Genomic DNA, 23743 nt, shown 5'->3' with positions numbered 1-23743 from the left:
AGGGGAGGGGCTGCCATGTCGGGCACGGAGTCATGGGGCGGGCCGAAGCAGACCCTGACCGGGCTGCTGGCGCTGGTGGGGGAACGGTTCGTCGAGCTGGACGGCACGCCGCAGGAGACGGGCGGCACGGTGAGCCGGGTGGTGCTGCTCGACCCGCTGGAGCCGCAGGAACTGCCGGGGGACCTGCTCGTCGCCGTCGGCGTCGACCCGCACTCCGAGGAGGCGGTGGCCCTGGTGCGCAGGGCGGGCGCCGCCGGGGCGGCCGGCGTGGTCTTCGGCCCGGCCGGGACGGGCCCCCGCAACGAGGCGCTGCGCGAGGCCGCCGCGCAAGCCGGGACGGCGGTGCTGTTCCGGGGCTGGTGGACCGACTGGCCGACCGCGATCGGGATGCTGCACGCGGGGCTGTCCGTGGCGCGGGAGCCGGGCATCGCCGGCGTCCGGCTGGGCGATCTGGAAGGGCTGGCGAAGGCGATCGCCGTCCAGGTCGGCGGGTCGGTGACGATCGAGGACCTGGACTCCAACGTGCTCGCCTACTCGCCCACCGGCCAGGGGGCGGACCCCGTCCGGCAGGCGACCATCCTGGCCCTCAAGCCGCCGGAGGGACGCCTGGTCGACATGGAGCGGGCGGGCTTCTTCCGCCAGCTCTGGAAGTCGACCGACGTGCTCTACCGCAAGGCGCAGGGGGAGGCCCCCGAGCGTCTGATCGTGCTCGTCCGCGCCGGCGACCTGCCGCTGGGCTCCATCTGGGTGGCGGCGGACGGGAAGCCCCTCGTGGTCGCCGACGCCACCGACGCGCTGCGGTCGGCCGCGCGGGTGGCGGTGGCCCACCTGCTGCACGACCGCGCGCGCCGGGACGGGCAGGACCAGCAACTGCTGGAAGCGGCCCGGGCGCTGCTGGAGGGCCGGGGCTCCGCCGAACTGCTGGCCGAGCGGACCGGGGTGCCGAGGGCGGAGCGCTGCGCCGTCCTCGCCGTCCACGCGGCCTCCGGCCGGGCCGGCGAGCAGGTGCGTGACCGGCTGGCCAAGTCGGTGTTCCGGTACTGCGTCGAGCGCGGCCGGCTGCCGGTCGTGGTGCCGACGGGCCACGGGGTCCTGATGCTGCTCGGCGGCCTGTCGAAGGACGCGGCGGCGGCCGAGGCGCACGTCTCGCAGCTGGGGCGGGCGCTGGCCCGCGACCTCGCCGGGCCGCTCGGGCTACGCGTGCGGATCGGCGTCGGAGAGGTCCGGGAGCGGCTGGACCAGGCGCCGGAGTCCCGGCGGACGGCCGATCTGGCGCTCGGCGGCCTGCTGTTCGGCAGCTCCGCGCTGGACTGCGCGCGGGTCGCGGAGGTGGCCGACTCGGTGGCCCTGCTGCACTTCGTGGACGCGCTGCGCGACCAGGACCCGCCGGTGGAGACACCGGTGGACCGCCTGGTCGCGAACGGTGAGACGTCGCTGGTGGAGACCCTGCGCGCCTATCTCGACCACTCCAGGGAGAAGGCCAGGGCCGCGGACGCCCTCGGCGTCGCCCGGAGCACCTTCGCCCACCGCCTGGACCAGACCGTGGTCCGGGTCAGCGGCATCGACCTGGACGATCCCGACGCCAGACTGCTGGCCCAGCTCCAGCTGCGGCTGCTGAGCCGCCGGGCCCTCGACCGGGACTGAGTTCGTCGCCCCGCACGAAGAGGGCGCCCCGCCGTCGTCGCGCGGCACCACCGGGCACGGCCGGCGCCGCACGTCGGCCCCCGGCACGACCCGGTCGGCCGCAGGTCGTCCCCGTGCACCACCGGGCCGCGGCCGGCCTTCGCCGCCGGCCGCCGGCACGGCCCCGCCACCGGGAATCCGGAGGGTGGGACGAAGACGCGCCCACCGTCCGACGGGCAGTCTGGTGGCACGGCCCCGGGAGCTCCGGCGGCCCTGCATCCGAGACGAACCAGCGGAGCGTGGCACCATGACCGATCCCCGGCCGACGGCCCTTCAGAGCGCCGAGCGGCGCGAGCTCATCCTGCGCGCCGCCGTCCGCGAGGGGCTCCTCGACCCCGAGGACGCGCTGCTCGCGGGGTTCATCGACTTCGACGCCGTCGCGGCCACCGTCGCCGCGCTGCACCGCGCCTTCCCGGAGCAGGTCGAGGTGCTGCACGCCTTCGCGGCCAAGGCCAACAGCCTGGTCCCGGTGCTGGAGGAGCTGCGCGGCCTCGGAATGGGCTGCGAGGTGGCCAGCCCCGGCGAGTTCGCCCAGGCCCTCGCGGCCGGGTTCGACCCGGCGCGGATCGTCTTCGACTCCCCGGCGAAGACCCGCCGCGAGCTGCGGCAGGCGCTGGACCTCGGGGCCGCGGTCAACATCGACAACTGGCAGGAGCTGGCCCGGGTCGACGAACTCCTCGCCGACAAGGCGGAGAACGGGACCCCGGAGCCCCGGTCCAGGATCGGGGTCCGGATCAACCCGCAGGTGGGCGGCGGCTCCATCGGTGCGATGAGCACCGCCACCGCGACCTCGAAGTTCGGCATCACCCTGGCCGACGAGGGCAACGCCGAGCGGCTGGTGGCGGCCTTCCGGGAGCGTCCCTGGCTCACCTGGCTGCACTGCCACGTCGGCTCCCAAGGCTGCCCGCTGGACCTGATGGCGAAGGGGGTTGCGGCGGCCGTCGCCTTCGCCCAGGAGATCAACCGGGAACTCGGCCGCCGTCAGGTCGTGGGCCTGGACATCGGCGGCGGCCTGCCGGTCGACTTCTCCGGCGACCTGGGCGGCCCGGGGTACGAGGAGTACGTGGAGCGCCTGCGGATCCACGCACCGGCCCTGTTCTCCGGCGAGTTCCAGCTGGTGACCGAGTTCGGCCGCTCGGTGCTGGCCAAGAGCGGCTTCACCGCCGGCTACGTCGAGTACACCAAGAACTCCGGCGGCCGGGCGATCGCGATCACCTCCGCCGGCGTGCAGGTGGCCACCCGCACGGTCTTCGCCCCCGAGGCCTGGCCGCTGCGGATCAGCACGCACGACGCCACCGGGGCGGAGAAGCACGGGGAGCCGGTCGAGCAGGACATCGCCGGCCCGGCCTGCTTCGCCGGCGACCTGGTCGCCCGGGCCCGCCCGCTGCCGCTGCTGGAGCCCGGGGACATCGTCGCTCTGCTGGACACCGGCGCCTACTACGCGTCGACCCCGTTCAACTACAACAGCCTGCTCGAACCGGCGGTGCACGGGGCCCGGGTGGCGGCCGACGGCACCGTGCGGTTCAGCCTGCTGCGCCGGGCGCAGACCGTCGAGGAGCTGCTGGCCCGGACCGGGGGCTGAGCGGCGGCGGCCGCTCCGGTCGTCCGTACTGCGCCGTTCCGTACTGCCCTGTTCCGCACTGCCCCGTTCAGTGCCGACCTGTTCAGTGCCGACCTGTTCAGTGCTGCCCTGTTCCGCACGCACCGTCCCTCGTTCGCCGTCCGTCGTTCGCCGTGCACCGTTCGCCGTGCACCGTCCGTCGTGCGTTGTCCGTTGTCCGTCGCTCACGTCCGCATCGTCCGTCCGAGAGGGCCGTCATGACTCGTTCACGCCGTCGTCCGACACCGCCGTCCGCCCCGACCCCGCCCGGCCGCAGGTTCCGGCCGGCCGACCAGGTCGTGGTCGTCGCCGTCCTGATCCTCGCCTCGGTCCTCGCGGTGGCGGGGGTGCCCACCGCCACCGTGCTGCAGCTGCTGGCGGGGGCGGGCGGCGTCGCGGTGGGGCTCATGCAGCGGCAGCCGGCGCTGCCGCGGGCCGTCCGGCGGAAGCGGCCGTAGGCTCGCCCGCCGGCGCCCGGGCCGGCCGGGCCTCGGCCGGACGAGCCGATGTGAGGGAGGGGCCGGCGTTGCCCCGGCCCCTCGGCCACGTCGGCGCTCCGGGCTTCGTACGCTGGGCGACGGGCGGCGTCTTCGAGCCGCCCGGTGCCGTGCGCCCCGGTCCGCGCCGGAGCGCGGGCACCCGGTCGAGGTCGGCCGCCGCGGCGGCCGACCGTCCAACTGATGAGGTGTCGTATGGCCAGTGTCGTGAAGATCAACGTCCTGACGGTCCCGGCGGAGCAGCGCGAGGTGCTGGAGAAGCGGTTCGCGTCGCGGGCCGGGGCGGTGGAGAGTTCGGACGGGTTCGAGTGGTTCGAGCTGCTGCGTCCGGTGGAGGGGACCGACCAGTACCTGGTGTACACCAGGTGGGCCTCCGAGGACCACTTCAAGGCGTGGATGGAGGGCCCGATGCAGGCGGCGCACCGTCAGGGCCCGCCGGCCGCCGAGGGCGGGGCCGCACAGCGCCCGGCGGCCTCCGGGTCCACACTGTGGTCCTTCGAGGTCGTCCAGTCGGCGGGCCCGAAGGGCTGAGAACCGGCCGCGCAGGCAGCTCGCCGGCCCCCGGGGCCGGGGCCGGCGAGGCCGGACTGCCCGGCCGATTTATGGGAACCCTACAAAGGATCTTGCTGCGACTCCGTACCGTTCGATGCCGGAGGGTCGGCAATTCCCTTGGCAGAGTGATGGATGCGTTGAGCACCGTCCGCCCGGAGACCGGGCGTGAGGTGTATCACTCTGACAAGGGGGTTCAGTGGTGACGCTGAACATGGAGGATGTGGTGGTGACCGGGCTGGGGGCCACCACCCCGCTCGGCGGGGACGTGGCCTCGACCTGGGCCGCGATGCTGGCCGGGGAGTCCGGGATCGGCCCGATCACGGAGGACTGGGCGGCCGCGCTGCCCGCCCGGATCGCGGGCCGGCTGCGGGTCGAACCCACCGAGGTGCTGGACCGGGTACAGGCCCGGCGGCTCGACCGGTGCGAGCAGATCGCCCTGGTCGCGGCCCGGCAGGCGTGGGCCGACGCGGGGCGTCCCGAGGTCGAGCCGGAGCGGCTGGCCGTGGTGATCGGTACCGGTACGGGCGGGGCGCTGAGCATGCTCGGCCAGGACGACGTCCTGGAGGCCTCCGGGGTGCGCAAGGTCTCCCCGCACACCGTGCCGATGCTGATGGCGAACGGGCTGGCGGCCTGGGTCAGCATCGACCTGGGCGCCAAGGGCGGGGCCCGCACCCCGGTCAGCGCGTGCGCCTCGGGCGCCGAGGCGATCGCGACCGGACTGGACCTGATCCGGCTGGGCCGCGCGGACGTGGTGGTGGCCGGCGGCACCGAGGCGTGCATCCACCCGCTGCCGATGGCCGGCTTCACCCGGGCGAGGGCGCACTCCACCCGCAACGACGCGCCGCAGGAGGCTTCCAGGCCCTTCGACACCGGCCGGGACGGCTTCGTGATCGGCGAGGGCTGCGCCCTGGTGGTGCTGGAGCGGGCCGGATTCGCCGCCGCGCGCGCGGCCCGGGTGCACGCCGTGCTGGCCGGGGCCGGGGTGACCTCCGACGCGCACCACATCACCGCCGCGCACCAGGACGGGCAGGTCCGGGCGATCCGGCTGGCCCTGGCTGCCGCCGGTCTCGGCCCGGCCGGGATCGGGCAGGTGCACGCGCACGCGACGTCCACGCAGCTGGGGGACCTCACCGAGGCCGGGTCGATCGTGGCGGCGGTCGGCACCCACCCGGTGGTCACCGCCACCAAGTCGATGACCGGCCATCTCTTCGGCGCGGCGGGGGCGCTCGGGGCGGTCGCCGCCGTGCTGGCCCTGCGCGAGGGGGTCGTCCCCGCCACCGTGAACCTGCGGGAGCAGGACCCGCGGGTGGAGCTGGACGTCGTGGTCGGCGCGCCCCGCCGGGGCCCGGCGGGCGCGGCGCTGGTCAACTCCTTCGGGTTCGGCGGCCACAACGCCTCGCTGGTGTTCACCGCGGCGCGCTGAGTCCGGGCGGGTTCAGCCCGCCGCCGGGCCGTCGTCCCTGTTGTCCGGTGCCCCGGTGAAGACGACCGGGGCACCGAAGGCGGCGCGCCGGGAGGCCCGGCGCAGGGTACGCAGCACGGGTCCGCCGAGGGTCAGGCAGAGCACCACGGTGAGCGCGGCGCGGGGGAGGTCCCAGCCGAGCGAGGTGGTGAGGCAGTAGGCCACGAAGCGGGGGAGGTTCTCGCCGAGCGGCGCGCCGGCGACGAAGGAGACCGAGCTGGAGAGGCCGCCGATGTACGGCCAGCCCTGCAGGTTCATGACCGTCCCGTACGCGACGGCGGAGCCGGCGCCGTAGGCCGCCAGCAGGGCGAGTTCGCGGCGGCCGCGCACGGTGGCGGGGCCGGGCAGCAGGCCCGCGCCGAGGCAGACCCAGCCCATCGAGAGCATCTGGAACGGCAGCCACGGGCCGACCCCACCGGTCAGCAGCGCGGAGGCGAACATCGAGACCGACCCGAGGACGAAGCCGAAGCCGGGCCCGAGCACCCGGCCGGAGAGCACCATCAGGAAGAACATCGGTTCCAGGCCGGCCGTCCCGGCGCCGAGCGGCCGCAGGGCCGCGCCGGCGGCCGCCAGCATGCCCAGCAGGGCGACCGACTTGGCGTCCAGGCCGGGCTCGCCGTCGGCGGAGCGTCCCTCGGAGATCTGGGCCACCACCACGGCGAGCAGCAGCGGCAGCAGCAGGGCGAACAGCCAGGGTGCGTCGGCGGAGTGCCCGACCAGGGCGGAGTCGGTGGCGGCGAGCAGCGGCCAGCCGAAGGCCACCACGCCGATCGCCGAGATCACCAGCAGGGTGGCGACCGAGCGCCGGCCGAGCGGGACGGGCCGGGCCAGCCTGGCGTGGTCGGCGGCGGAGGCGAGCGGGAGCCTGTCCGCGTCCGCGCTCCGGGGGCCGGCGGCGTCGCCGGCGGGCTTCGTCCCGCCGCTCATGCCGGGCCGCCTTCGGCGCCGGCCAGGGCCTGCTCGACCTGGTGGACGGTCAGCCAGGGCGAGGGACTGAGGATCTTGGCGACCTGGGGCGCGAAGGCGGGGGAGGAGAGCACGATCTCCGGGGTCGGGCCGTCCGCGACGATCTCGCCGTCGGCCAGGATCACCGTGCGGTGGGCGAGCGCGGCGGCGAGTTCGACGTCGTGGGTGGCGAGCAGCACGGCGTGCGCGTCGGCGGCCAGCGCGCGCAGGATCTCCACCAGTCTGGCCTTGGCGGCGTAGTCCAGGCCGCGGGTGGGCTCGTCCAGCAGCAGCAGGGGCGGCCGGGAGGTCAGCACCACGGCCAGGGCGAGGCTGAGCCGCTGGCCCTCGGAGAGGTCCCGCGGGTGGGTGTCGTCGGAGATGCCGGGCAGCAGCCGCTCGACCAGGGCGCGGCAGCTGCCCGGCCCGGCGCCGGCGTCCTGGTCGGCGGCCGCGCACTCGGCGCGGACGCTCTCGCCGTACAGCAGGTCGCGCGGGTCCTGCGGGACGAGCCCGGCCCGGCGGACCAGGTCCTTCGGGCGGGCCTGGTGCGGGGTCAGGCCGCCGACCCGTACGGTGCCGGAGGCGGGGGCGTGCAGGCCGACCAGGCTGCCGAGCAGGGTGGACTTGCCGGCGCCGTTGCGGCCCATCAGGGCAGTGATCCCACCGGCGTGCAGGGTCAGGTCGACGCCGCGCAGGGCGGGCACCGGTCCACGCCGGACCACCAGGCGCCGTACGGTGGCGACCGGCTCGCCGGTCGGCCGGGCGTCGGCCGGTCGGGTGTCGGCCGGTCGGGTGTCGGCGGCGTCGGCGGCGTCGGGCGGCCGCAGGCCGTCCAGCCGGGCCCGCAGCGGGGCGGCCCGGCGCCGGGCGTCGCGCACCGACAGCGGCAGCGGGGACCAGCCGGCCAGCCGGCCGAGGGCCACCACCGGCGGGCGGACGGGGGAGTGCGCCATCACCTCGGCCGGGTCGCCCAGCACCGGGGCCCGTCCGGCGCCGGGGAGCAGCAGCACCTGGTCGGCGTACTGGACGACCCTTTCCAGGCGGTGCTCGGCCATCAGGACGGTGGTGCCGAGGTCGTGGACCAGCCGCTGCAGGACCGCCAGCACCTCCTCGGCGGCGCCCGGGTCGAGCGCGGAGGTCGGTTCGTCCAGCACCAGGACCTTGGGGTGGACGGTCAGCACCGAGCCGATCGCGACCCGCTGCTGCTGCCCACCGGAGAGCGAGGTGAGCGCGCGGCCGCGCAGTTCGGCGAGCCCGAGCAGGTCGAGGGTCTCCTCGACCCGGCGGCGCATCACCTCGGGTGCCAGGCCCAGCGACTCCATGCCGTAGGCGAGTTCGTCCTCGACCGTGTCGGTGACGAAGTGCGCGAGCGGGTCCTGGCCCACGGTGCCGACCAGGTCGGCGAGTTCGCGCGGGCGGTGGGTGCGGGTGTCGCGGCCGCCGACGGTGACCCGGCCGTGCAGGACGCCGCCGGTGAAGTGCGGCACGAGGCCGCTGACGGTGCCCAGCAGGGTCGACTTGCCTGAGCCCGACGGGCCCACCAGCAGGCAGAGTTCGCCCTCGGGGACGGTCAGGTCCAGGCCCTGCAGGGCGGGTGCGGCGGCGCCCGGGTAGCTGACCGAGACCTGCTCGAAGGTGATCATGAGGCACTCCGGGGCGGGATCGGGGCGGCGACGGCGGGCACCAGGCCGACCAGCACCGCCAGCGCGGCGGCCAGCGGCAGGGTCGGCGCGGTCAGCGGGACGAACGAGGGGGCGAAGGCGGCCGGGTACAGCGCCGCCAGCCTGATCACCAGGACGGCCACCAGCACGCCCGAGCCGGCCACCGCCCACTCGCGCCAGGTCCACGGGTCGGGCCGGTAGCGGGTCCTGGCGGCGCGCCGGCTGCCGAGCAGCAGCCCGGCGCCGGCGGCGGCCAGGCCGATCGCCAGCACCGGCAGCGCCCAGCCGGTGCCGGCCGAGCCGAGCAGTCCGTACGCGGCGGCGCAGACCCCGAGCAGACCGGCCAGGGTCAGGGCGGCGGTGGTGCGGGCGATCCGGGGCGGGACGTCGGCGGTGCGGCCGAAACCCCTGGTGTCCATCGCCGCGGCCAGTGCGACCGAGCGCTCCAACGCGCCCTCCAGCACCGGGAGTCCGACGCTGAGCAGGGCCTTCGCGCCCCGGTCGGAGCGGCCGCGCAGCCGGCGGGCGGCCCGCAGCCGCTGCACGTCCGCGACCAGGTTCGGGGCGAAGGTCATCGCCACCACCACGGCGACCCCGGCCTCGTAGAGCGCGCCGGGCAGGGCACGCAGCAGCCGGGCCGGGCTGGCCAGGGCGTTGGCGGCGCCGACGCAGACCAGCAGGGTGGCCAGCTTCAGCCCGTCGTACAGCGCGAACAGCAGGCCCTCGACGGTGACCCTGCCGCCCACCCGGACGCCCTGCGCCCAGGCGGGCAGGGGCAGCTCGGGCAGCGTGAACAGGACGTGGGTGCCGGGCACGGGGGAGCCCAGCAGTACGGCGAACAGCAGCCGGATGCCGAGCACCAGCAGGCCGAGCCGCAGGAAGGTGCCGTACGAGCGTGACCAGGGGGCGTCGCTGCGCCGGGCCGCGACCACGTACCCGGCGACCGCGACGATCAGCAGGAGCAGCAGCGGGTCGGTGGTGCGGGAGGCGGCCGCCGCCAGGCCCAGTGCCCACAGCCACCACGCCCCGGGGTGCAGGTGGCGTGGTCCGGCGGCCGGGCGGGTGCGGCGGGGTGAGGTCACGGCGGGTTCCTGGTCGGCGGGCGCGGGCGGGTGGTTCGGACGGGACGGAAGGGACGGGACGGACGGGACGCGGCGCGAGGGCCGGTCGGTGGTCAGCGGCGCCGGCGGGCCTGCCGGACGGCCCCGGCGGCCAGCACCGCGACGGCGGCGCCGCCCGCGATCAGGCCGAGGTCCGGGCCGCCGGAGCCGCCCCGGTCGCCGGAGGCCGACGGCGTCCCGGCCAGGGCCTCGCCGCAGCCCGCCGCCGGGTACCCGGCGATGGCGCACAGGATGCCGGCGCCGTCGTAGCGCAGCGGCGGCGCGAGGGCGGCGAGCACCTCGGCGGAGCTGGCGCCGGTGGCCACCGAGGCGCAGCCCGTGCGCGCCGCGGGCGGCGCGGACCCGGCCGCGAGGGCGCCGGGCGGGGCGTCCGCGGCGGTGCCGAAGTCGAGCACGACGGCGATCCGCTTGCGGCCGGCCTGCGCGGGGGTGGCGGCGCAGGCGGCCTCGAAGTCGCCGGGCGCGCCCGGGCGGGCGGCGTCCCGGCCGCCGTCCGGGCTGACCGCGAAGCGCCAGCCGTCCACCGAGCCGTCCGGCGGGACGTACACGGCCGGGCCCTGCTGCTGGTACGCCCAGGTGCCGCCGGACCACTTCCAGAACGACCAGTAGCGGTAGCCGGTCGCCTGGGCGGGGGCGGCGGCGAGGACGGCGAGAAGGCCCAGCAGGGCGGTGGCGGCCAGCGTGGCCGCCACCGCCCGCGGGCGTGCCTGGACGGTCACTTGCCGGGCTTCCGGGCGGACCCCTGGGAGCCGCGCCGGCGCTGCAGGCTCAGCAGCAGGCCGCCGCCGACGCCGATCAGCAGGCCGACCCCGATCACCCAGAGGGTGGAGACACCGCCCTTGTCGTCCTTCTTCGCGGTGGCGGTGGCGGCCGCCGTCGCGGAGGACGGGCCCGACTTGAGCGCCGGTCCGGCCGCGGTCAGCTGCTGGACGAGGTCGGTGCCGCCGAAGTCGGCGGGGTCGCGCCGGGCGGCCTCGGCGACCAGCACCAGGGAGGCGGTGGCGGAGGCGTCGGTGCCGCCCTTGGTCCAGGTGCTGCCCTGCGCGGCCAGCCAGTCGACGGCGCCGGTGGCCTGCTCGGCGTGGCCGGACTGGACCAGGCTCAGCACCGCCCAGGCGGTCGCGGTCCAGTCGGGGGTGGGGGTCGCGCCCGGCAGGGTGAGCATCAGGTGCTGCCCGGTGGCGGCCAGCTGGGTGGTCAGGTACGCGGCGGCGGCCTCGGCCGAGTCGGCGCGTGGCACGGGCTGCGCGGCGGCGCCGGCCGGGCAGGCCAGGGCCTTCGGCGCGGCGTCGACCGTATTGGTGTTGGTCACCGGCAGCCGGCCGCCGGCGGCGCCCAGCGCGGCCTGGGCGGAGGCCAGCGCGTTGGCGGCCGGCGCGCCGGCGGGGTCGGGCTGGTAGGCGAAGGCGCCGCGCTGGTCGGCGGGCGCGGCGCAGCCGAGCTGGAAGAGCGCCAGGCCGTCGTAGCCGCTGCGGCCGGACCTGGCGACGGTGGCCGGGTCGGCCTTGGCGGCGATCAGCGCGGTGACGGCCAGGCCGGTGGAGTTGGCGTCACCGGGGTTGCCGGGGTTGTAGGCCCAGCTGCCGTCCGCGTTCTGGTTGGCCTTCAGCCACTGGACGCCCTTGTCCACGGCGTCCTGGTGCCCGCCGAGCGCGGCCAGCGCCTGGACGGCGACGGAGGTGGCGTTGCTGTCCTCGGTGGCCGCGTCGCAGGCGGCGGCGGTGTCGGCGCGGAAGGACGGCCAGCCGCCGTCCGCGCACTGCTGGCCGGTCAGCCACCCGACGGCGCTGTCGGCGGGGACGGCCTTGACCGCGGCCAGCGCGGCCAGGGCCAGCGACTGGCGCCAGACGCCGTCGTACGTCGGGTCGCCCTGCCCGTACAGCCCGGCGGGGACGGCGACGGTGGCGCTGGGCGAGGGGCTGTCGGCGAGGGCCGGCGCGGCGGCGGTGCCGGCCAGCAGCAGGGCGGACAGCACGGCGGCGCCCGTACGGGCGGCGGTCAGCATGGTGGGTGGAGCCTTTCGATGAGCGGTGGGTGGCCCCGGGAGGGGCCGTCCGTAGACCTCGACGGTGCCGGGCGGACGCCCGGCCGGGCCGCTCGCCGCTCCCCGGGCGGTCCGGCTCGCCCGGCGCCTGGGCGCGGGCTCACGGTTGCGGGGTCAGCGCCGGTGTCGCACCGGCTTTCCCCGGAGGGCGGCGGATGCAGTTGTGGTGGTGCCCGTCGACTCTAGCCGCAGCCTCCGGCGCCGATGTGCCGACGTGGTGTGGGCTCGGTCGCAACCGGCGCCGCCGGGCCGGATCGAACGAGAACCGGTTATCGCCCCGGGGTGGTCGGGCGCAGGCCGGGCCGGGACCGGGTCAGGGCAGGGCGAGCAGCCGGGCGGCGGTGCGCAGGTCCGCCCGGACCTCGGCGATCGAGGCCCGGCCGGACAGCCAGGAGACCAGCGCCGAGTGCCAGGTGTGCTCGATCACCCGGACCGCCGCCCGCTGCTGCTCGCTGGGCGGGCCGGCCTGCCCGATCGCGTCCAGGATGATCTGCGCGGTCAGCCCGCTGACCCGGTCGACCTCGGCGCTGACCGAGCGGTCGGCGAAGGACAGCGCCCGCACCATCGCCTCGGCCAGCAGCGGCTCGCGCTGCAGCGCGTGGAAGGCCCGGGTGAGCGTCTCGGCGACCCGCAGCGCGGGGTCGTCGCCGGCCGGCGGGTGGCGCCTGACCTGCTCCAGCAGCTGCTGGAGCTGCTCCTGCATCACCGCGACCAGCAGGTGCACCTTCGAGGGGAAGTAGCGGTACAGCGTGCCGAGCGCGACCTGTGCGCCGTCCGCGACCTCGCGCATCTGCACCGCCTCGTACCCGCCCCGGCCGGCCAGCGCGGTGGCGGCGCGCAGGATCCGCAGCCGGCGCTCGGCCTGCCGCGCGGTGAGCGGCAGGCCGGCCGGCGGGGTGGTGGCCGGGTCGGGCGTGGTGGTCGGCAAGAGGGCCCCCAGGGCGCGAGGTCACGGTCGGTCGCGAGGTCGGTCGAAGGACGGGTCGCGAGGCGGCTCGCGGGCGTGGCGTGAATCACCTTCCCCGGCTCGGAACCACAAGCTACGGGCCGGTATCTTCAAGGTCTCTCATTGTTCACATGCTCAATGACGAACTCCACGCCACAGTGAAACCTGATCTACTTTAGCGCCGTGGGCCGCCCCCGGTCCGGAGCAGTGAATCAGACCCGAGCAGCAGAGATAAGGGGCCGAGGATGACCGCGCAGCCGCTGCGGATTGCCCTGCTGTCCTACCGCGGCGACCCGTTCTGCGGCGGTCAGGGCGTCTACGTCCGGCACCTGTCCCGCGAGCTGGCGCGCCTGGGCCACCACGTGGACGTGATCGGCTCGCAGCCCTACCCGGTGCTGGACGAGGTGCCCGGCCCCGGTTCGGTGCGCCTGGTGGAGCTGCCGAGCCTGGACCTCTACCGCGCCGACGACCCGTTCCGCACCCCTGCGCTCGCGGAGTACCGCGGGCCGGTGGACGTGCTGGAGGTCGCCACCATGCGCACCGGCGGCTTCCCCGAGCCGCTGACCTTCTCGCTGCGCGCCCGGCAGTACCTGGCCGCGCACAAGGGCCGCTACGACGTCGTGCACGACAACCAGACCCTCGGCTACGGCCTGCTCGGCCTGGAGCGGCACGGGTTCCCGCTGGTCACCACGATCCACCACCCGATCACCGTGGACCGGCAGCTGGAGCTCGACGCGGCGCCGACCCGGCTGCGCCGGCTCTCGCTGCGCCGCTGGTACTCCTTCACCCGGATGCAGCGCCGGGTCGCCGCCCGCCTCGACCACATCATCACCGTCTCCGGCACCTCGAAGACCGAGATCGCCGAGCACCTGGGCGCCGCCCCCGGCGCCGTCTCGGTGGTGCCGATCGGTGCCGACACCCGGCTCTGGTCGCCCTCGCCGGAGGTCGCCGCCGTGCCGGGCCGGATCGTCACCACCTCCAGCGCGGACGTCCCGCTGAAGGGCCTGGTGCACCTGGTGGAGGCCCTGGCCAAGGTCCGGACCGAGCGCGACGCGCACCTGGTGGTGGTCTGCAAGCAGCGCGGCGAAGGCCCGGTGGCGGAGGCCGTCCGGCGCTTCGGCCTGGAGCCGTACATCGAGTTCCGCAGCGGGCTGACCGACCAGGAGCTGGTGGACCTCTACCGCTCCGCCGAGGTGGCCTGCGTGCCGTCGCTGTACGAGGGCTTCTCGCTGCCCGCCGCCGAGGCCATGGCCACCGGCACGCCGCTGGTGGCCACCACCGGCGGGGCGATCCCGGAGGTGGCGGGCCCGGACGGGGAGACCTGTCTGGCCGTGCCGCCGGGCGACGCCGGCGCGCTGGCGGCGGCGCTCGGCCGGCTGCTGGACGACCCGGAGCTGCGGGCGGCGCTCGGCGCGGCCGGCCGTGAGCGGGTGCTGTCCCGGTTCACCTGGGAGCGGGCGGCCGAGCTGACCGCGGAGCGCTACCGGGCGGCGATCGCCACCGGCGCCGGGCAGCGGGCCAGGGCGGGCGCGGGCTGGCGCTACGTCGCCTGACGGCCGGGTCGCGTGCGGCGACCGCCGGGCCGTGGCGTCACCCGAGTGACGTGACGTCAAGAACGTTTGGTACCAAGGAATGGGAGCCCCGCAGTGCTGACCGTCGATTTCTCGCGCTTCCCGCTCGCCCCCGGCGACCGGGTGCTCGACCTGGGCTGCGGCGGGGGCCGGCACGCCTTCGAGTGCTACCGGCGCGGCGCCGACGTGGTCGCCCTCGACCAGAACGCCGAGGAGATCGCCGAGGTCCGGAAGTGGTTCGCGGCCATGGCGGAGGCGGGCGAGGCCCCGGCCGGCGCGTCCGCGGTGGCGGTGGAGGGCAACGCGCTGGCGCTGCCGTTCGAGGACGAGTCCTTCGACAAGATCATCATCTCCGAGGTGATGGAGCACATCCCCGACGACAAGGGGGTGCTGCAGGAGATGTTCCGGGTGCTCAAGCCCGGCGGCCTGCTCGCCGTCACCGTCCCGCGCTGGCTGCCGGAGAAGATCTGCTGGGCGCTCTCCGACGAGTACCACGCCAACGAGGGCGGCCACATCCGGATCTACCGCGGCGACGAGCTGCTGGAGAAGCTGACCGACGCCGGCCTCACGCCCTACGGCACCCACCACGCGCACGCCCTGCACTCGCCGTACTGGTGGATCAAGTGCGCGGTCGGCGTCGACAACGACAAGGCGCTGCCGGTCAAGGCCTACCACCAGCTGCTGGTCTGGGACATCGTCGGCACGCCGGTGATCAGCACCCTCACCAAGGCCGCCGAGAAGGCCCTCAACCCGGTCATCGGCAAGAGCTTCGTCGCCTACGCGAGCAAGCCGCAGCGGCCCTCGCACCGGCCCGCCGACGAGGCCGGCGCGTGACCGCCGCCGTCCCGGAGGCGCTGCTGCTGGACGGTGTGCTGGACGCCGAACAGGCCGCCGCGACCGTCCGCAGCATCCTCGCCGAGCAGCGGCCGGACGGTGCCATCCCCTGGTTCACCGGCCACCACCTGGACCCCTGGGACCACACCGAGGCCGCGATGGCCCTCGACACGGCCGGCGAGCACGCCGCCGCCGAGGCCGCCTACCGCTGGCTGGTCGACCAGCAGAACCCGGACGGCTCCTGGTACGCGGGCTACACCGCCGGCGAGGTCACCAACGCGTCCAAGGAGACCAACTTCTGCGCGTACATCGCGGTCGGGGTCTGGCACCACCACCTCAGCACCGGGGACGACGCCTTCCTGGAGTGGATCTGGCCCACGGTCAGACGGGCCCTGGACTTCACCGTCGGCCTGCGCCTGCCCGGCGGCCCGATCGCCTGGCGGCTCGACGAGGACGGCACCGCGCCCGACGAGGCGCTGCTCACCGGCTCGTCCAGCATCCTGCACGCGCTGCGCTGCGGGCTGGCCGTCGCCGACTACCTGGAGGAGCCCCAGCCCGACTGGGAGCTGGCCGCCGGGCGGCTGCGGCACGCGGTGGCCCGCCACCCCGAGCGGTTCCTCGACAAGGACCGCTTCTCGATGGACTGGTACTACCCGGTGCTCGGCACCGCCCTGCGCGGCCCGGCCGCGCTGGAGCGGATAGCGCGCGACTGGGACCGCTTCGTGGTGCCCGGCCTCGGCGTGCGCTGCGTCAGCGACCGCCCCTGGGTGACCGGCGGGGAGAGCGCCGAACTCGCTCTCGCCCTGTGGGCGGTCGGCGAGTCCGACCGCGCGGTGGAGATCCTGCGCTGGATCCAGCGGCTGCGGCACACCGACGGCTCGTACTGGACGGGGTACGTCTTCGAGGACGACGCCGTCTGGCCGGAGGAGCGCACCACCTGGACGGCCGGGGCGCTGCTGCTCGCGGTGGCCGCGCTCGGCGGCGACCCGGCCACCGTCGCGGTCTTCGGCGGCGACCAGCTGCCCGCGGGGCTGCTGGTGCAGGACTGCTGCTGATCCCGGCGCCGGGCGGCGGTAGCGGGAACACGAGTGGGGCGGGACCGGAGATCCGGTCCCGCCCCACTCGACTCCTTCCGGCCGGCGTCAGCCGCGCTGGATGCCCGAGGTGTCGTTCAGCACACCCTGGCTGCCGTCCTGCAGCTGGGCGACCAGGGCCGCGCCGCGCTGCTCGACCGCGAGGTACCAGGTGCCGGGGACGAGCTCGCCCACCGGGCCGCCGTGCGGGTTGTCCTTGGGGGCCAGCTGGCGCTGCTCCGGGACGGCGAACCAGAACGGTGCGAAGTCCGCGGCCGGGGCGGCCGGCGCCGGCTGGGCCTGGACCGGCTGCGGCTGGGCCGGCTGGCCGCCGAGCGAGGCGTCCTGCGGCTGGCCGGGGGCTGGGTAGCCGTACCCGCCCTGCTGCGGCTGGCCGTAGGCCGGCGGCTGCGCGGCCTCCTGGCCGGGGACGGGGTAGCCGTACTGGCCGGGCTGCGGCTGGCCCTGGGCCACGCCGGGCGCCGGGTAGCCGGCCGCGCCGGGGTAGCCGGGCTGGACGGCCGGCTTGTCGGTGACCAGCGGGGCCTGCAGGGCGGGCACCAGCGGACCGGCGGCGGCCGCGCCGGCCAGCACGATCAGCGCGAGGACCGCCAGCCAGGCGCCGAAACCGTGACCGTATGCGGAGCTGTCACCGCCACCGCCGAGCGCCCAGACGCCCGTCCACAGCGCGGCGACCGCGAAGGCGATGCCCCACTGGTCGAGCCGCAGGCCGAGCACCTGGCGGGTGGCGGCGGCCGGGCCCTGGAAGCGCTGCACCAGGATCAGGGCGGCGGCCGCCAGGCCGAGCAGGAACACCGACGGCAGGATCGGGAACAGCCCGGTGTTCCAGGCGTTCTGTGAGGCCGAGAAGCAGGACGAACTCTTGACGCCGGAGCAGGCGTCGAAGGTGCTGTACGGCAGGAAGGAGGCGATGAACAGCAGGACGGCCGCACCTGCGACGGCGGCGTCTCCCCTGGTGAGAGCGCGCAGATTCACTAACGTTCCCCTCGTTGGTGTGTCGTGGACGGCAGTTTGCGTGTCCGGATTGCCGGACCGGTCACCGGACGGGAAAACTCCCGAACGGACCAAGAGCCTAGGGCCAACGCCCGGGCGTGTGCACGGCGGGCTCCGTAATGGGGCGAAGTCGTTGCAAAAGCCAGCTCCGCTGGTCAGCCCGGTGTGGTCAGATACGTCGTCAGCGCGTCGGCGATGCCCTGCGCGGCCAGCTGGCGCCATTGAGGGTCCGTCATCCGCTGCGCGTCGCCCGCGTTGCGCATGTTGCCGCACTCGATGAACACCTTGGGGACGGCGGAGAGGTTCAGCCCGCCCAGATCGGACCGGGTGTCCAGGCCCTGCGAGGCGATGTAGTCGGCGAACGGCTCGCCGGTGGCGGCCTTGAAGCTGTCGCGCAGCAGCAGGCCCAGGCGGTGCGAGGGCGCGACGATCGCGGCGTTCGCGGCCCGCCCGGCGGCGACCTTCGCCGGCATGATCACGTGGAAGCCGCTGCCGGAGGCGGGGCCGCCGTCCGCGTGCACGGACACCGCGGCGTCCGCGTGCGCGGTGTTGCCGGCCTTGGCCCGCTCGTCGATGCAGGGCCCCCACGGCTTGTCACCGTCCTGGGTGAACACGACCGTCGCGCCCCGGGCCTCCAGGATCGTCCGGGCCCGCCGGGAGACGTCCAGGGTGTACTCGGCCTCGGAGTAGCCGGCGTTGGTGGAGGTGCCGGTGGTGTCGCACTCCTTGCGCGCGTTGCCTATGTCGACCTGTCGGTTGATCTCGGCGGTGTGCGCGGAGTTCTTGGTGTTGTGCCCGGGGTCGATCAGCACCGTCCGCCCCACCAGCACCCGGCCGACCGGCGACGCGCCGGTGGCGGGCGCCGCCGGGGGAGCCACCGAGGGGCTGCCCTCCGCCGGGGCGACGCCCGGTGCGGACACCGCGCCGGCGCCCGCCGGGCTCGCGCCGGCCGGCCGGGGCGTCGACAGTCCGGGGTCGAGCGCCGCCTCCGGGTCCGCGGCGGCGGCCGACGAGGCGTCCGAGGTCTTGCCGGCCACCGCCTGCCAGCCCAGCCAGCCCGCGAAGCAGAGCGGCAGCACGGCGCAGACGACGGCCACCACGTGCAGCCGGGTACGCCGGGGCCGGACCTCGGCCGCCGGGCCGTCGGGGGAGCGGGAGGGGTCGGGGTGCTGAGGGGTGGTGCCGGTCACGAGTCGTTCAGATCCTGTCCCAGGTGCGCGGCGTCAGCCCGTAGGTGTCGACGGCCGGTTTCCATTTCGCGACGAAGTCCTTCTTGGCGAGAGTCGCCTGCGGATTGAGTTCGTCCGCCCGCTTCTTCTCGGCGGTGGTCGGCGCGCCGCCGGCCGGGCAGCCCTGGGCGGAGACCGCCCGGGCCCAGGCCGCGTAGGCCCGGTCGATCTCGGCGGACTGCTGCCAGGCGGTGCGCAGCGACTGGACGGCCTCCGCGCCGCCGGACACGTCCGCGAAGTCGAGCTTGGCCAGCTCGCCGAGCAGCTGCTCGCGCTGCTGGGCGCCGGTGTCGAAGACCTGCGCCGCGCTCTCGATGTCCGCCTTGGCCGGGCAGCTGGAGACCTTGGCCACCGCGCTGCCGATCGGGGCCTTGGCCCCCTCCGCGCGGGCGAGCAGCTCGTCCAGCGCCTTGGCCTGGGTCTGCGCCTTCACCTGGTCGGCGGTCGGGCTCGCGGCGGGACCGGTGGCGGTGGGGGCAGGACCGCTCGCGGGCGCCGAGGCGTCCCCGCTGAGCAGCGGCGCGGGCTGCTGGCCGCCGCCGGCACCGGGGCTCGCCGGCGCCGCGGCCTTCCGCTCCGGGCCGTCGCTGGAGTTCTGCACCGCCCACACCACGCCGCCGCCCAGGCCGAGGACCAGCAGCAGGCCGACCGCGACCAGCAGCGGGGTGCGGCTGCGGGCCGGCCGCTCCTCGTCGTCCAGGTCGATCGCCTCGTAGCCCGCGGGGCCGGGCTGCCCGGCCGGGGGGTACGGGCCCTGCTGGTACTGGTCCGGGTAGGCGTCCGGGCGGAACATGCCCGGCGGGTACTGGTCCTGCTGGAACGGGCCGGGGGGCGGGCCGCCCGGCCCGCCCCCGGCATGGGAGGGGAAGCCCTGGCCGGGGCCGGACTGCGGGTACGGCGGGGCCTGCTGGGGCGGTTGCGGCGGGAAGGGCTGCTGCCGGCCCGGGGCCGGCGGCGGGAACCCGTAGCCGCCGGGCGCCGCCGACGGTACGGCGGGGGCGAGCTGGGTCGGGGCGTCGTGCCCCGGCGCCGGCGGCTGGTGGGGCCGGCCGCCCGGCGGGCCGACGGGCTGCGCCGGCGCACCGGGCTGCCCCGGCGCGGCCTGCGGCGCCTGCGGACCGCCCGCGGCGGGCCCCGGCGCGCCGCCCTGGTCGCCGCCCGGGCCGCCGCTCCGTCCGCCGTTCTGGCTGCCGCCTCGTACCCAGCCGCCTGCGCCCCCCCGGGCCGTGGGGTCCCAGACCGCCGGAGCGGTGTTGTTCTGGTCCGTCATGCGTTCGCCCCCGCCGTCCTGCCTCGCCGTGCGTTGCCGTGTCGTCGCTGCGGTGCCGGAGTTCCGCGCGGCCACCGTACCCGGAGTGTCCCGGCCGGGGCGCCCCGGCACCCGGACACCCATGCGACCCGGCACGACGTTAGAGCATCCGTGTGCGGTGCGGGGGCGGTTGGCCGTTCCGCGGGACGGGAGCGGCGGGCGCGTCCCCGGAAGCCGCCCGGTCAGGGGGCGGGGTCAGCCGGCGGCCGGGGCCGGGCGGCGCAGCACCCGCAGCGACCCGGTCACCGAGACCTCCTCGAACCCCTCGGCCAGCGCCCGCAGGTACACCCGGTACGGCGCCTGGCCGCCGTCCGCGGGGTCGGGGAAGACGTCGTGCACCACCAGGACGCCCTCCGGGGCCAGGTGCGGGGCCCAGCCCTCGTAGTCGCCGGTGGCGTGCTCGTCGGTGTGCCCGCCGTCGATGAAGACCAGGCCCAGCCGCCCGCCCCAGAGCGCCGCGATCTGCGGCGAGCGCCCGACCAGCGCCACCACGTGCTCCTCCAGGCCGGCCGCGTGCAGCGTCCGGCGGAACCGCGGCAGGGTGTCCATCCGGCCGACCTCCGGGTCCACCAGCGTCGGGTCGTGGTACTCCCAGCCCGGCTGCTGCTCCTCGGAGCCCCGGTGGTGGTCCACGGTCAGGGCGACGGTGCCGGCCTCACGGGCGGCGGCGGCCAGCAGGATCGCCGAGCGGCCGCAGTACGTGCCGATCTCCAGCAGCGGCCGGCCGGTGCGCCGGGCCGCGTCGAGCGCGACCGCGTACAGCGCGAGGCCCTCGTCCACCGGCATGAACCCGGTCGCGGCCTCGAACGCGGCCAGCACCTCGGGTGCGGGGCGGGTGCTCTCCCGGAGGTCGGACATCGCGGTGCTCCTTGCAGACGGCGCGGGTGGTGGGCCGGACCGGTGCCCGGCGGTTGGACCCTACTCGACGGTAGGGCGCGTCCCGGCAGGGCCTCGGGGCGGCCGCTCCCGGGCGGGCCCGGCGACCGGTGGCCGGCGGGCCGGCGTCGTCGTGGAGCGCCGCGAGGGCCCGGCGGTGCGCCGGGCCCTCGCGGGGTGGTTCGGTGCTGCTCGCGGCCGGCCGTGGGGCCGTCGGTTCAGCGCCGCTCGGCGGCCAGCCGGTGCCGGCCGTGGGCGTCCGCCTGGGGGTTGTCGTCCGGGGCGGTCGTACCGCGGTGCCGGCCGTGCGCCGAGTCCGCGGCCGTGCTCGCGCCGGTGTCGTGGCGGGCGCCGCCGTGGCCGGTGCTGTCGGGGCTGGTGGTGTCGGAGAGGGTGTCGGACATCAAATCGTCTTCCGTGCGAGGGTACGGGTGTCAGGTGCCGCCGCACGGCACCGGTGAGGGCGGGGCGCCCGGGCGAGGAGCCCCGGGCAGGACGCCCGAAGGAGCGTCGGAGGCGGATGATCACGGCCTCTGCCCCGGCCACCCTAACGGCCGGAACGAGCCGGATCCTATCGATCGGCTCCGGGCCCGCGGACGGCCGGTGCCGACCGCCCGGTAACTTTCGGCAACCGCCCCGGCGGGGCCTGGACGCTCCCGGGGGCCCGCGCCGGCCGGCCAGGTCAGCCCGCCCGGCCGGTGCGCAGGAAGCCCGCCAGCAACTCGTGCAGCACCGCCGAGCCCTCCTCGGCGAGCAACTCATGCCCGGCGCCGGCCGCCTCCACGTAGCGGAAGTCGGCCCCCTCGACCCGGCCGAGCCGGATCAACTCGTGCCGCAGCGAACGCGACTGGCCCACCGGGACGACCTCGTCGCGGTCGCCGTGCAGGATCAGCAGCGGCGCGCCGATCCGGTGCGCCAGCTGGAGCACGTCGCGCGGCCCCCGCTCGTCGGTCACCGGCTCGTGGCCGCCCAGCCGGGTCGTCAGCGCCCGCACCGGCGCCGAGGCCTCGGCCAGCAGTCGCGCGCCGGAGAGGAAGGGCGCCACCACCGCGCAGCGGGCCACCTGTTCGGGCGGGGCGTGGGCGGCGGCCAGCAGGGCCAGGAAGGCGCCGTAACTGACGCCGAACAGGGCGGGCGGTTCCAGGCCGAGGGCCGAGCGCTGGCCGGCGACGCCCTCCAGCAGCCCGAGCACGTCCTCCAGGTCGGGCCCGCCCCAGGCGCCGCGCACCGCCATCGCGTGGCCGGTGCCGTAGCCGGTGCTGCCGCGCTGGTTGGGGGCGACCACCGCCAGGCCCTCAGCGGCCATCCGCTGCAACGCCGGGTCGAACTCCAGCAGCCAGGCGTCCGCCGGGCCGCCGTGCAGCGCCAGGACCAGCTGCGGGCTGCTCAGCCAGGCGTCCCCGCCGTACACCACGGCCTCCAACGGACCTGTCGGGCCGGCCAGTTCGAGGCTCTGCGCGGAGTGCCAGCGGCTGCCGTCGGGCGGCCGCACGCTGCCGTCCAGCCGCCAGCCGGGCGGCGAGGTGCGGGAGACTCTCGGCTCGCCGCCCCACGGCGGGGGCCCTGCGGCCTCCCGCCAGGGCTGCGGCAGGCTGCCGCTCAGCGGCGCCAGCTGCAGCGGCAGCGGTACGGCGCCGGCCGAGGCCGCCGGGCCCGCGCCGAGCAGGGCGTCCACGTCCAGGGTGGCCAGCGCGGCCGGCTGGTCGGGCGAGGAGTACGGCATCCGCAGCGCGCCCGCCGACCAGTGGGCGACGGCGCCCAGCCGGCCGGGCGGCACCGGCAGCGGCTCCAGCCGGTGGCCGGCGGGCTGCCAGAGCGCCAGCGCGGAACTCGCGCCGTGGTCGATCTGGACGGCGACCCGGACGTCCTCGGGCAGCCCGCCGCCGCTGCTGCCGCCGCCGGCGTGGGGCCGGTCGTCGTCCTGCGGCCCTGCTTCCGTCCGTCCGGGATCCAGCGCCCCGGCCGCCCCGGCCGCCCCGGGCGGTGCGGGCGGTGCGGGCGGTGCGGGCGGTGCGGGCCGCAGGGCCACCGGCCGCAGGAAGACGCCGGGTACGTGCAGGCAGTCCGGGAAGCGCAGCGGCACCGCGCCGCCGAGCACGCCCCAGCCGAGCCGGTCGGCGCCCGGGGCGTCGCTGCGCACCATGATGAAGCGGGAGTCCGGGTCGAACAGGACCAGCCGGTCGTTGCTCCGCTCGCCGATCTCCAGCAGCGGGGTGACCTCGCCGAGCCCGAGGTCCAGCACCACGCTGCGGACCACCCCCTCGTGCACACGGTCCAGGGCGAGCAGCCGCCCGGTGCGGTCCAGCCAGACGCCGCCGCCGTGCAGGCCGGGCAGTTCGGCGACCTGCTCGGGGGCGCTCCCGTCGGTGCGGACCAGCCAGACCGTGGTGACCGGCCGGGCGTCGGTGCCCAGGGCGAGCGCCACCGGGGCGCCGGCAGGGCGGGCGGGGGTGGGTGCGACGGGGGCGGCGGACGGGGAAGGGAGGAGAAGGGAGGCGCGGGTGAGGACGGACGCGGGTGCGGCGGGGAACGGCAGCAGCCGCAGGCCGGGCATCCGCAGTGCGGCGAGGCGCCACTCCCGCGCCGGTGGGGCGGCCGTCGTACCGGGGGATGCCGGGTCGAAGGCGGTACCGGTGAAGGCGGTACCGGTGAAGGAGGCGTCCGCGGGGGACGTCCCGCCGAGGGACGATCCGGGCTCCGGGCCGAACGGCCGTGCTCCGAGGGCTGGTGCTCCGAGGGCCGGTGCTCCGAGGACCTGCGGCCCGTCGTCGTCGCCGGCCGACAGCAGGACCACTTCGTGCCGGTCGCCGTCGTGCCGGCAGACCAGTACCGTCCCGTCGGCCAGCGACACCAACTGCGAGTGCAGGCTCTCCGACCGCTGGCCGGGCAGCGGCAGCGCCGTCGGCAGGGCGGGCCCGTCCGCGGGGAGCCGCCAGCTCTCCGCGTACCAGCCGCCGTCGGCGCCGGAGGCCAGGCAGGCGGCGTGCGAGCCGTCGGAGGCGAAGGTGAAGCCCAGCCGGCGCAGGGCCAGGGTCGAGCGGCGGGTGGCCACGTTCACTTGCTGCTCACCGGTACCTCTCCCAGCTCGGCCCCCTCCCGAGGGGCGGGGGCGGTGGTCGTCGGCGGCGAGGCCCCGGGGCAGGGGGCGCGTTCCGCCGGCGGGGCCGCTCCGCGGTGAACGCCGGAGCGGCGGGAACGGGAGCGCCCCGGCCGCCTCCGCCGGCCGCTCGGCCCGGGCCCGGGGGCGGCGGCCCCAGGAGCCCGACCACGCGGGCCGAGAGTGCGGCGGAGGACCCTTCCCGACCCCTGGCCGGGGCAACTCC

At 76.6% G+C, this 23743-nt stretch carries 20 protein-coding genes; 8 read left to right on the top strand and 12 right to left on the bottom strand.

Annotated elements, in window-relative coordinates; genetic code table 11:
- Positions 1–15: 15 nt before the first annotated feature.
- The 5 genes from J2S46_RS12865 (at position 16) to J2S46_RS12845 (ending at position 5755) form a co-directional block, all read left to right on the top strand.
- Positions 16–1644, top strand: a complete 1629-nt coding sequence (locus tag J2S46_RS12865) for a PucR family transcriptional regulator (RefSeq protein ID WP_191289093.1) — start codon at positions 16–18, stop codon at positions 1642–1644.
- Between the two features lie 286 nt (positions 1645–1930).
- Positions 1931–3265 carry a type III PLP-dependent enzyme domain-containing protein gene (locus J2S46_RS12860; protein ID WP_191289092.1) on the top strand — a complete coding sequence of 445 codons (1335 nt, stop codon included), beginning with the start codon at positions 1931–1933 and terminating at the stop codon, positions 3263–3265.
- Positions 3266–3501: 236 nt separating this feature from the next.
- Positions 3502–3741 carry a hypothetical protein gene (locus J2S46_RS12855; RefSeq protein WP_191289091.1) on the top strand — a complete coding sequence of 80 codons (240 nt, stop codon included), beginning with the start codon at positions 3502–3504 and terminating at the stop codon, positions 3739–3741.
- Positions 3742–3975: 234 nt separating this feature from the next.
- Positions 3976–4311, top strand: a complete 336-nt coding sequence (locus J2S46_RS12850; RefSeq protein WP_191289090.1) for an antibiotic biosynthesis monooxygenase family protein — start codon at positions 3976–3978, stop codon at positions 4309–4311.
- 232 nt (positions 4312–4543) lie between these two features.
- Positions 4544–5755, top strand: a complete 1212-nt coding sequence (locus J2S46_RS12845) for a beta-ketoacyl-[acyl-carrier-protein] synthase family protein (RefSeq protein ID WP_191289333.1) — start codon at positions 4544–4546, stop codon at positions 5753–5755.
- 12 nt (positions 5756–5767) lie between these two features.
- Here J2S46_RS12845 and J2S46_RS12840 read toward each other — a convergent pair whose 3' ends face one another.
- From J2S46_RS12840 to J2S46_RS12815, 6 genes are all read right to left on the bottom strand, one after another.
- A complete protein-coding gene (locus J2S46_RS12840; protein ID WP_191289089.1) occupies positions 5768–6721 on the bottom strand; it encodes an ECF transporter S component in 954 nt (317 codons plus the stop codon).
- Positions 6718–8385: an ABC transporter ATP-binding protein gene (locus J2S46_RS12835; RefSeq protein WP_191289088.1), complete on the bottom strand. Its 1668-nt coding sequence runs from the start codon at positions 8383–8385 to the stop codon at positions 6718–6720. The genes J2S46_RS12840 and J2S46_RS12835 overlap by 4 nt, the downstream gene beginning before the upstream one ends.
- A complete protein-coding gene (locus tag J2S46_RS12830) occupies positions 8382–9485 on the bottom strand; it encodes a CbiQ family ECF transporter T component (RefSeq protein ID WP_191289087.1) in 1104 nt (367 codons plus the stop codon). The genes J2S46_RS12835 and J2S46_RS12830 overlap by 4 nt, the downstream gene beginning before the upstream one ends.
- 92 nt (positions 9486–9577) lie before the next feature.
- Positions 9578–10243, bottom strand: coding sequence for an SCO2322 family protein (locus J2S46_RS12825; protein ID WP_229912451.1), 666 nt, complete (start codon positions 10241–10243; stop codon positions 9578–9580).
- A complete protein-coding gene (locus J2S46_RS12820; RefSeq protein WP_191289086.1) occupies positions 10240–11529 on the bottom strand; it encodes an SCO2321 family membrane protein in 1290 nt (429 codons plus the stop codon). The genes J2S46_RS12825 and J2S46_RS12820 overlap by 4 nt, the downstream gene beginning before the upstream one ends.
- Positions 11530–11881: 352 nt before the next feature.
- Positions 11882–12496 (bottom strand): TetR family transcriptional regulator, encoded by a 615-nt coding sequence (locus J2S46_RS12815; RefSeq protein ID WP_191289085.1) that lies wholly within the window; start codon positions 12494–12496, stop codon positions 11882–11884.
- Positions 12497–12759: 263 nt separating this feature from the next.
- Here J2S46_RS12815 and J2S46_RS12810 point away from each other — a divergent pair, with 263 nt between their 5' ends.
- From J2S46_RS12810 to J2S46_RS12800, 3 genes are all read left to right on the top strand, one after another.
- Entirely contained in the window at positions 12760–14067 is a 1308-nt protein-coding gene (locus J2S46_RS12810) for a glycosyltransferase family 4 protein (protein WP_191289084.1), read from the top strand.
- 93 nt (positions 14068–14160) lie between these two features.
- Positions 14161–14919, top strand: a complete 759-nt coding sequence (locus tag J2S46_RS12805; RefSeq protein ID WP_191289083.1) for a class I SAM-dependent methyltransferase — start codon at positions 14161–14163, stop codon at positions 14917–14919.
- Entirely contained in the window at positions 14916–15974 is a 1059-nt protein-coding gene (locus J2S46_RS12800; protein ID WP_229912448.1) for a prenyltransferase/squalene oxidase repeat-containing protein, read from the top strand. The genes J2S46_RS12805 and J2S46_RS12800 overlap by 4 nt, the downstream gene beginning before the upstream one ends.
- Positions 15975–16061: 87 nt before the next feature.
- Here the strand turns inward: J2S46_RS12800 and J2S46_RS12795 are convergent, their stop codons facing one another.
- From J2S46_RS12795 to J2S46_RS12770, 6 genes are all read right to left on the bottom strand, one after another.
- Positions 16062–16988 carry a hypothetical protein gene (locus tag J2S46_RS12795; protein ID WP_191289082.1) on the bottom strand — a complete coding sequence of 309 codons (927 nt, stop codon included), beginning with the start codon at positions 16986–16988 and terminating at the stop codon, positions 16062–16064.
- Between the two features lie 173 nt (positions 16989–17161).
- Complete coding sequence (locus J2S46_RS12790) at positions 17162–18196, bottom strand: N-acetylmuramoyl-L-alanine amidase (protein ID WP_370882186.1); 1035 nt, start codon at positions 18194–18196, stop codon at positions 17162–17164.
- A 7-nt stretch (positions 18197–18203) separates the two neighbouring features.
- Positions 18204–19505 carry a hypothetical protein gene (locus J2S46_RS12785; protein ID WP_191289081.1) on the bottom strand — a complete coding sequence of 434 codons (1302 nt, stop codon included), beginning with the start codon at positions 19503–19505 and terminating at the stop codon, positions 18204–18206.
- A 234-nt stretch (positions 19506–19739) separates the two neighbouring features.
- The gene (locus J2S46_RS12780; RefSeq protein WP_191289080.1) at positions 19740–20402 is read right to left on the bottom strand and encodes a class I SAM-dependent methyltransferase; all 663 of its coding nucleotides are present in this window, start codon (positions 20400–20402) and stop codon (positions 19740–19742) included.
- A gap of 236 nt (positions 20403–20638) precedes the next feature.
- The gene (locus tag J2S46_RS12775; RefSeq protein WP_191289079.1) at positions 20639–20824 is read right to left on the bottom strand and encodes a hypothetical protein; all 186 of its coding nucleotides are present in this window, start codon (positions 20822–20824) and stop codon (positions 20639–20641) included.
- 278 nt (positions 20825–21102) lie between these two features.
- Positions 21103–23478, bottom strand: a complete 2376-nt coding sequence (locus J2S46_RS12770) for a S9 family peptidase (protein ID WP_191289078.1) — start codon at positions 23476–23478, stop codon at positions 21103–21105.
- Between the last annotated feature and the right edge of the window lie 265 nt (positions 23479–23743).

The sequence above is a fragment of the Kitasatospora herbaricolor genome (assembly GCF_030813695.1).
Taxonomy (GTDB): Bacteria; Actinomycetota; Actinomycetes; order Streptomycetales; family Streptomycetaceae; genus Kitasatospora; species Kitasatospora herbaricolor.
This window is presented reverse-complemented; position numbering and strand designations above follow the sequence as displayed.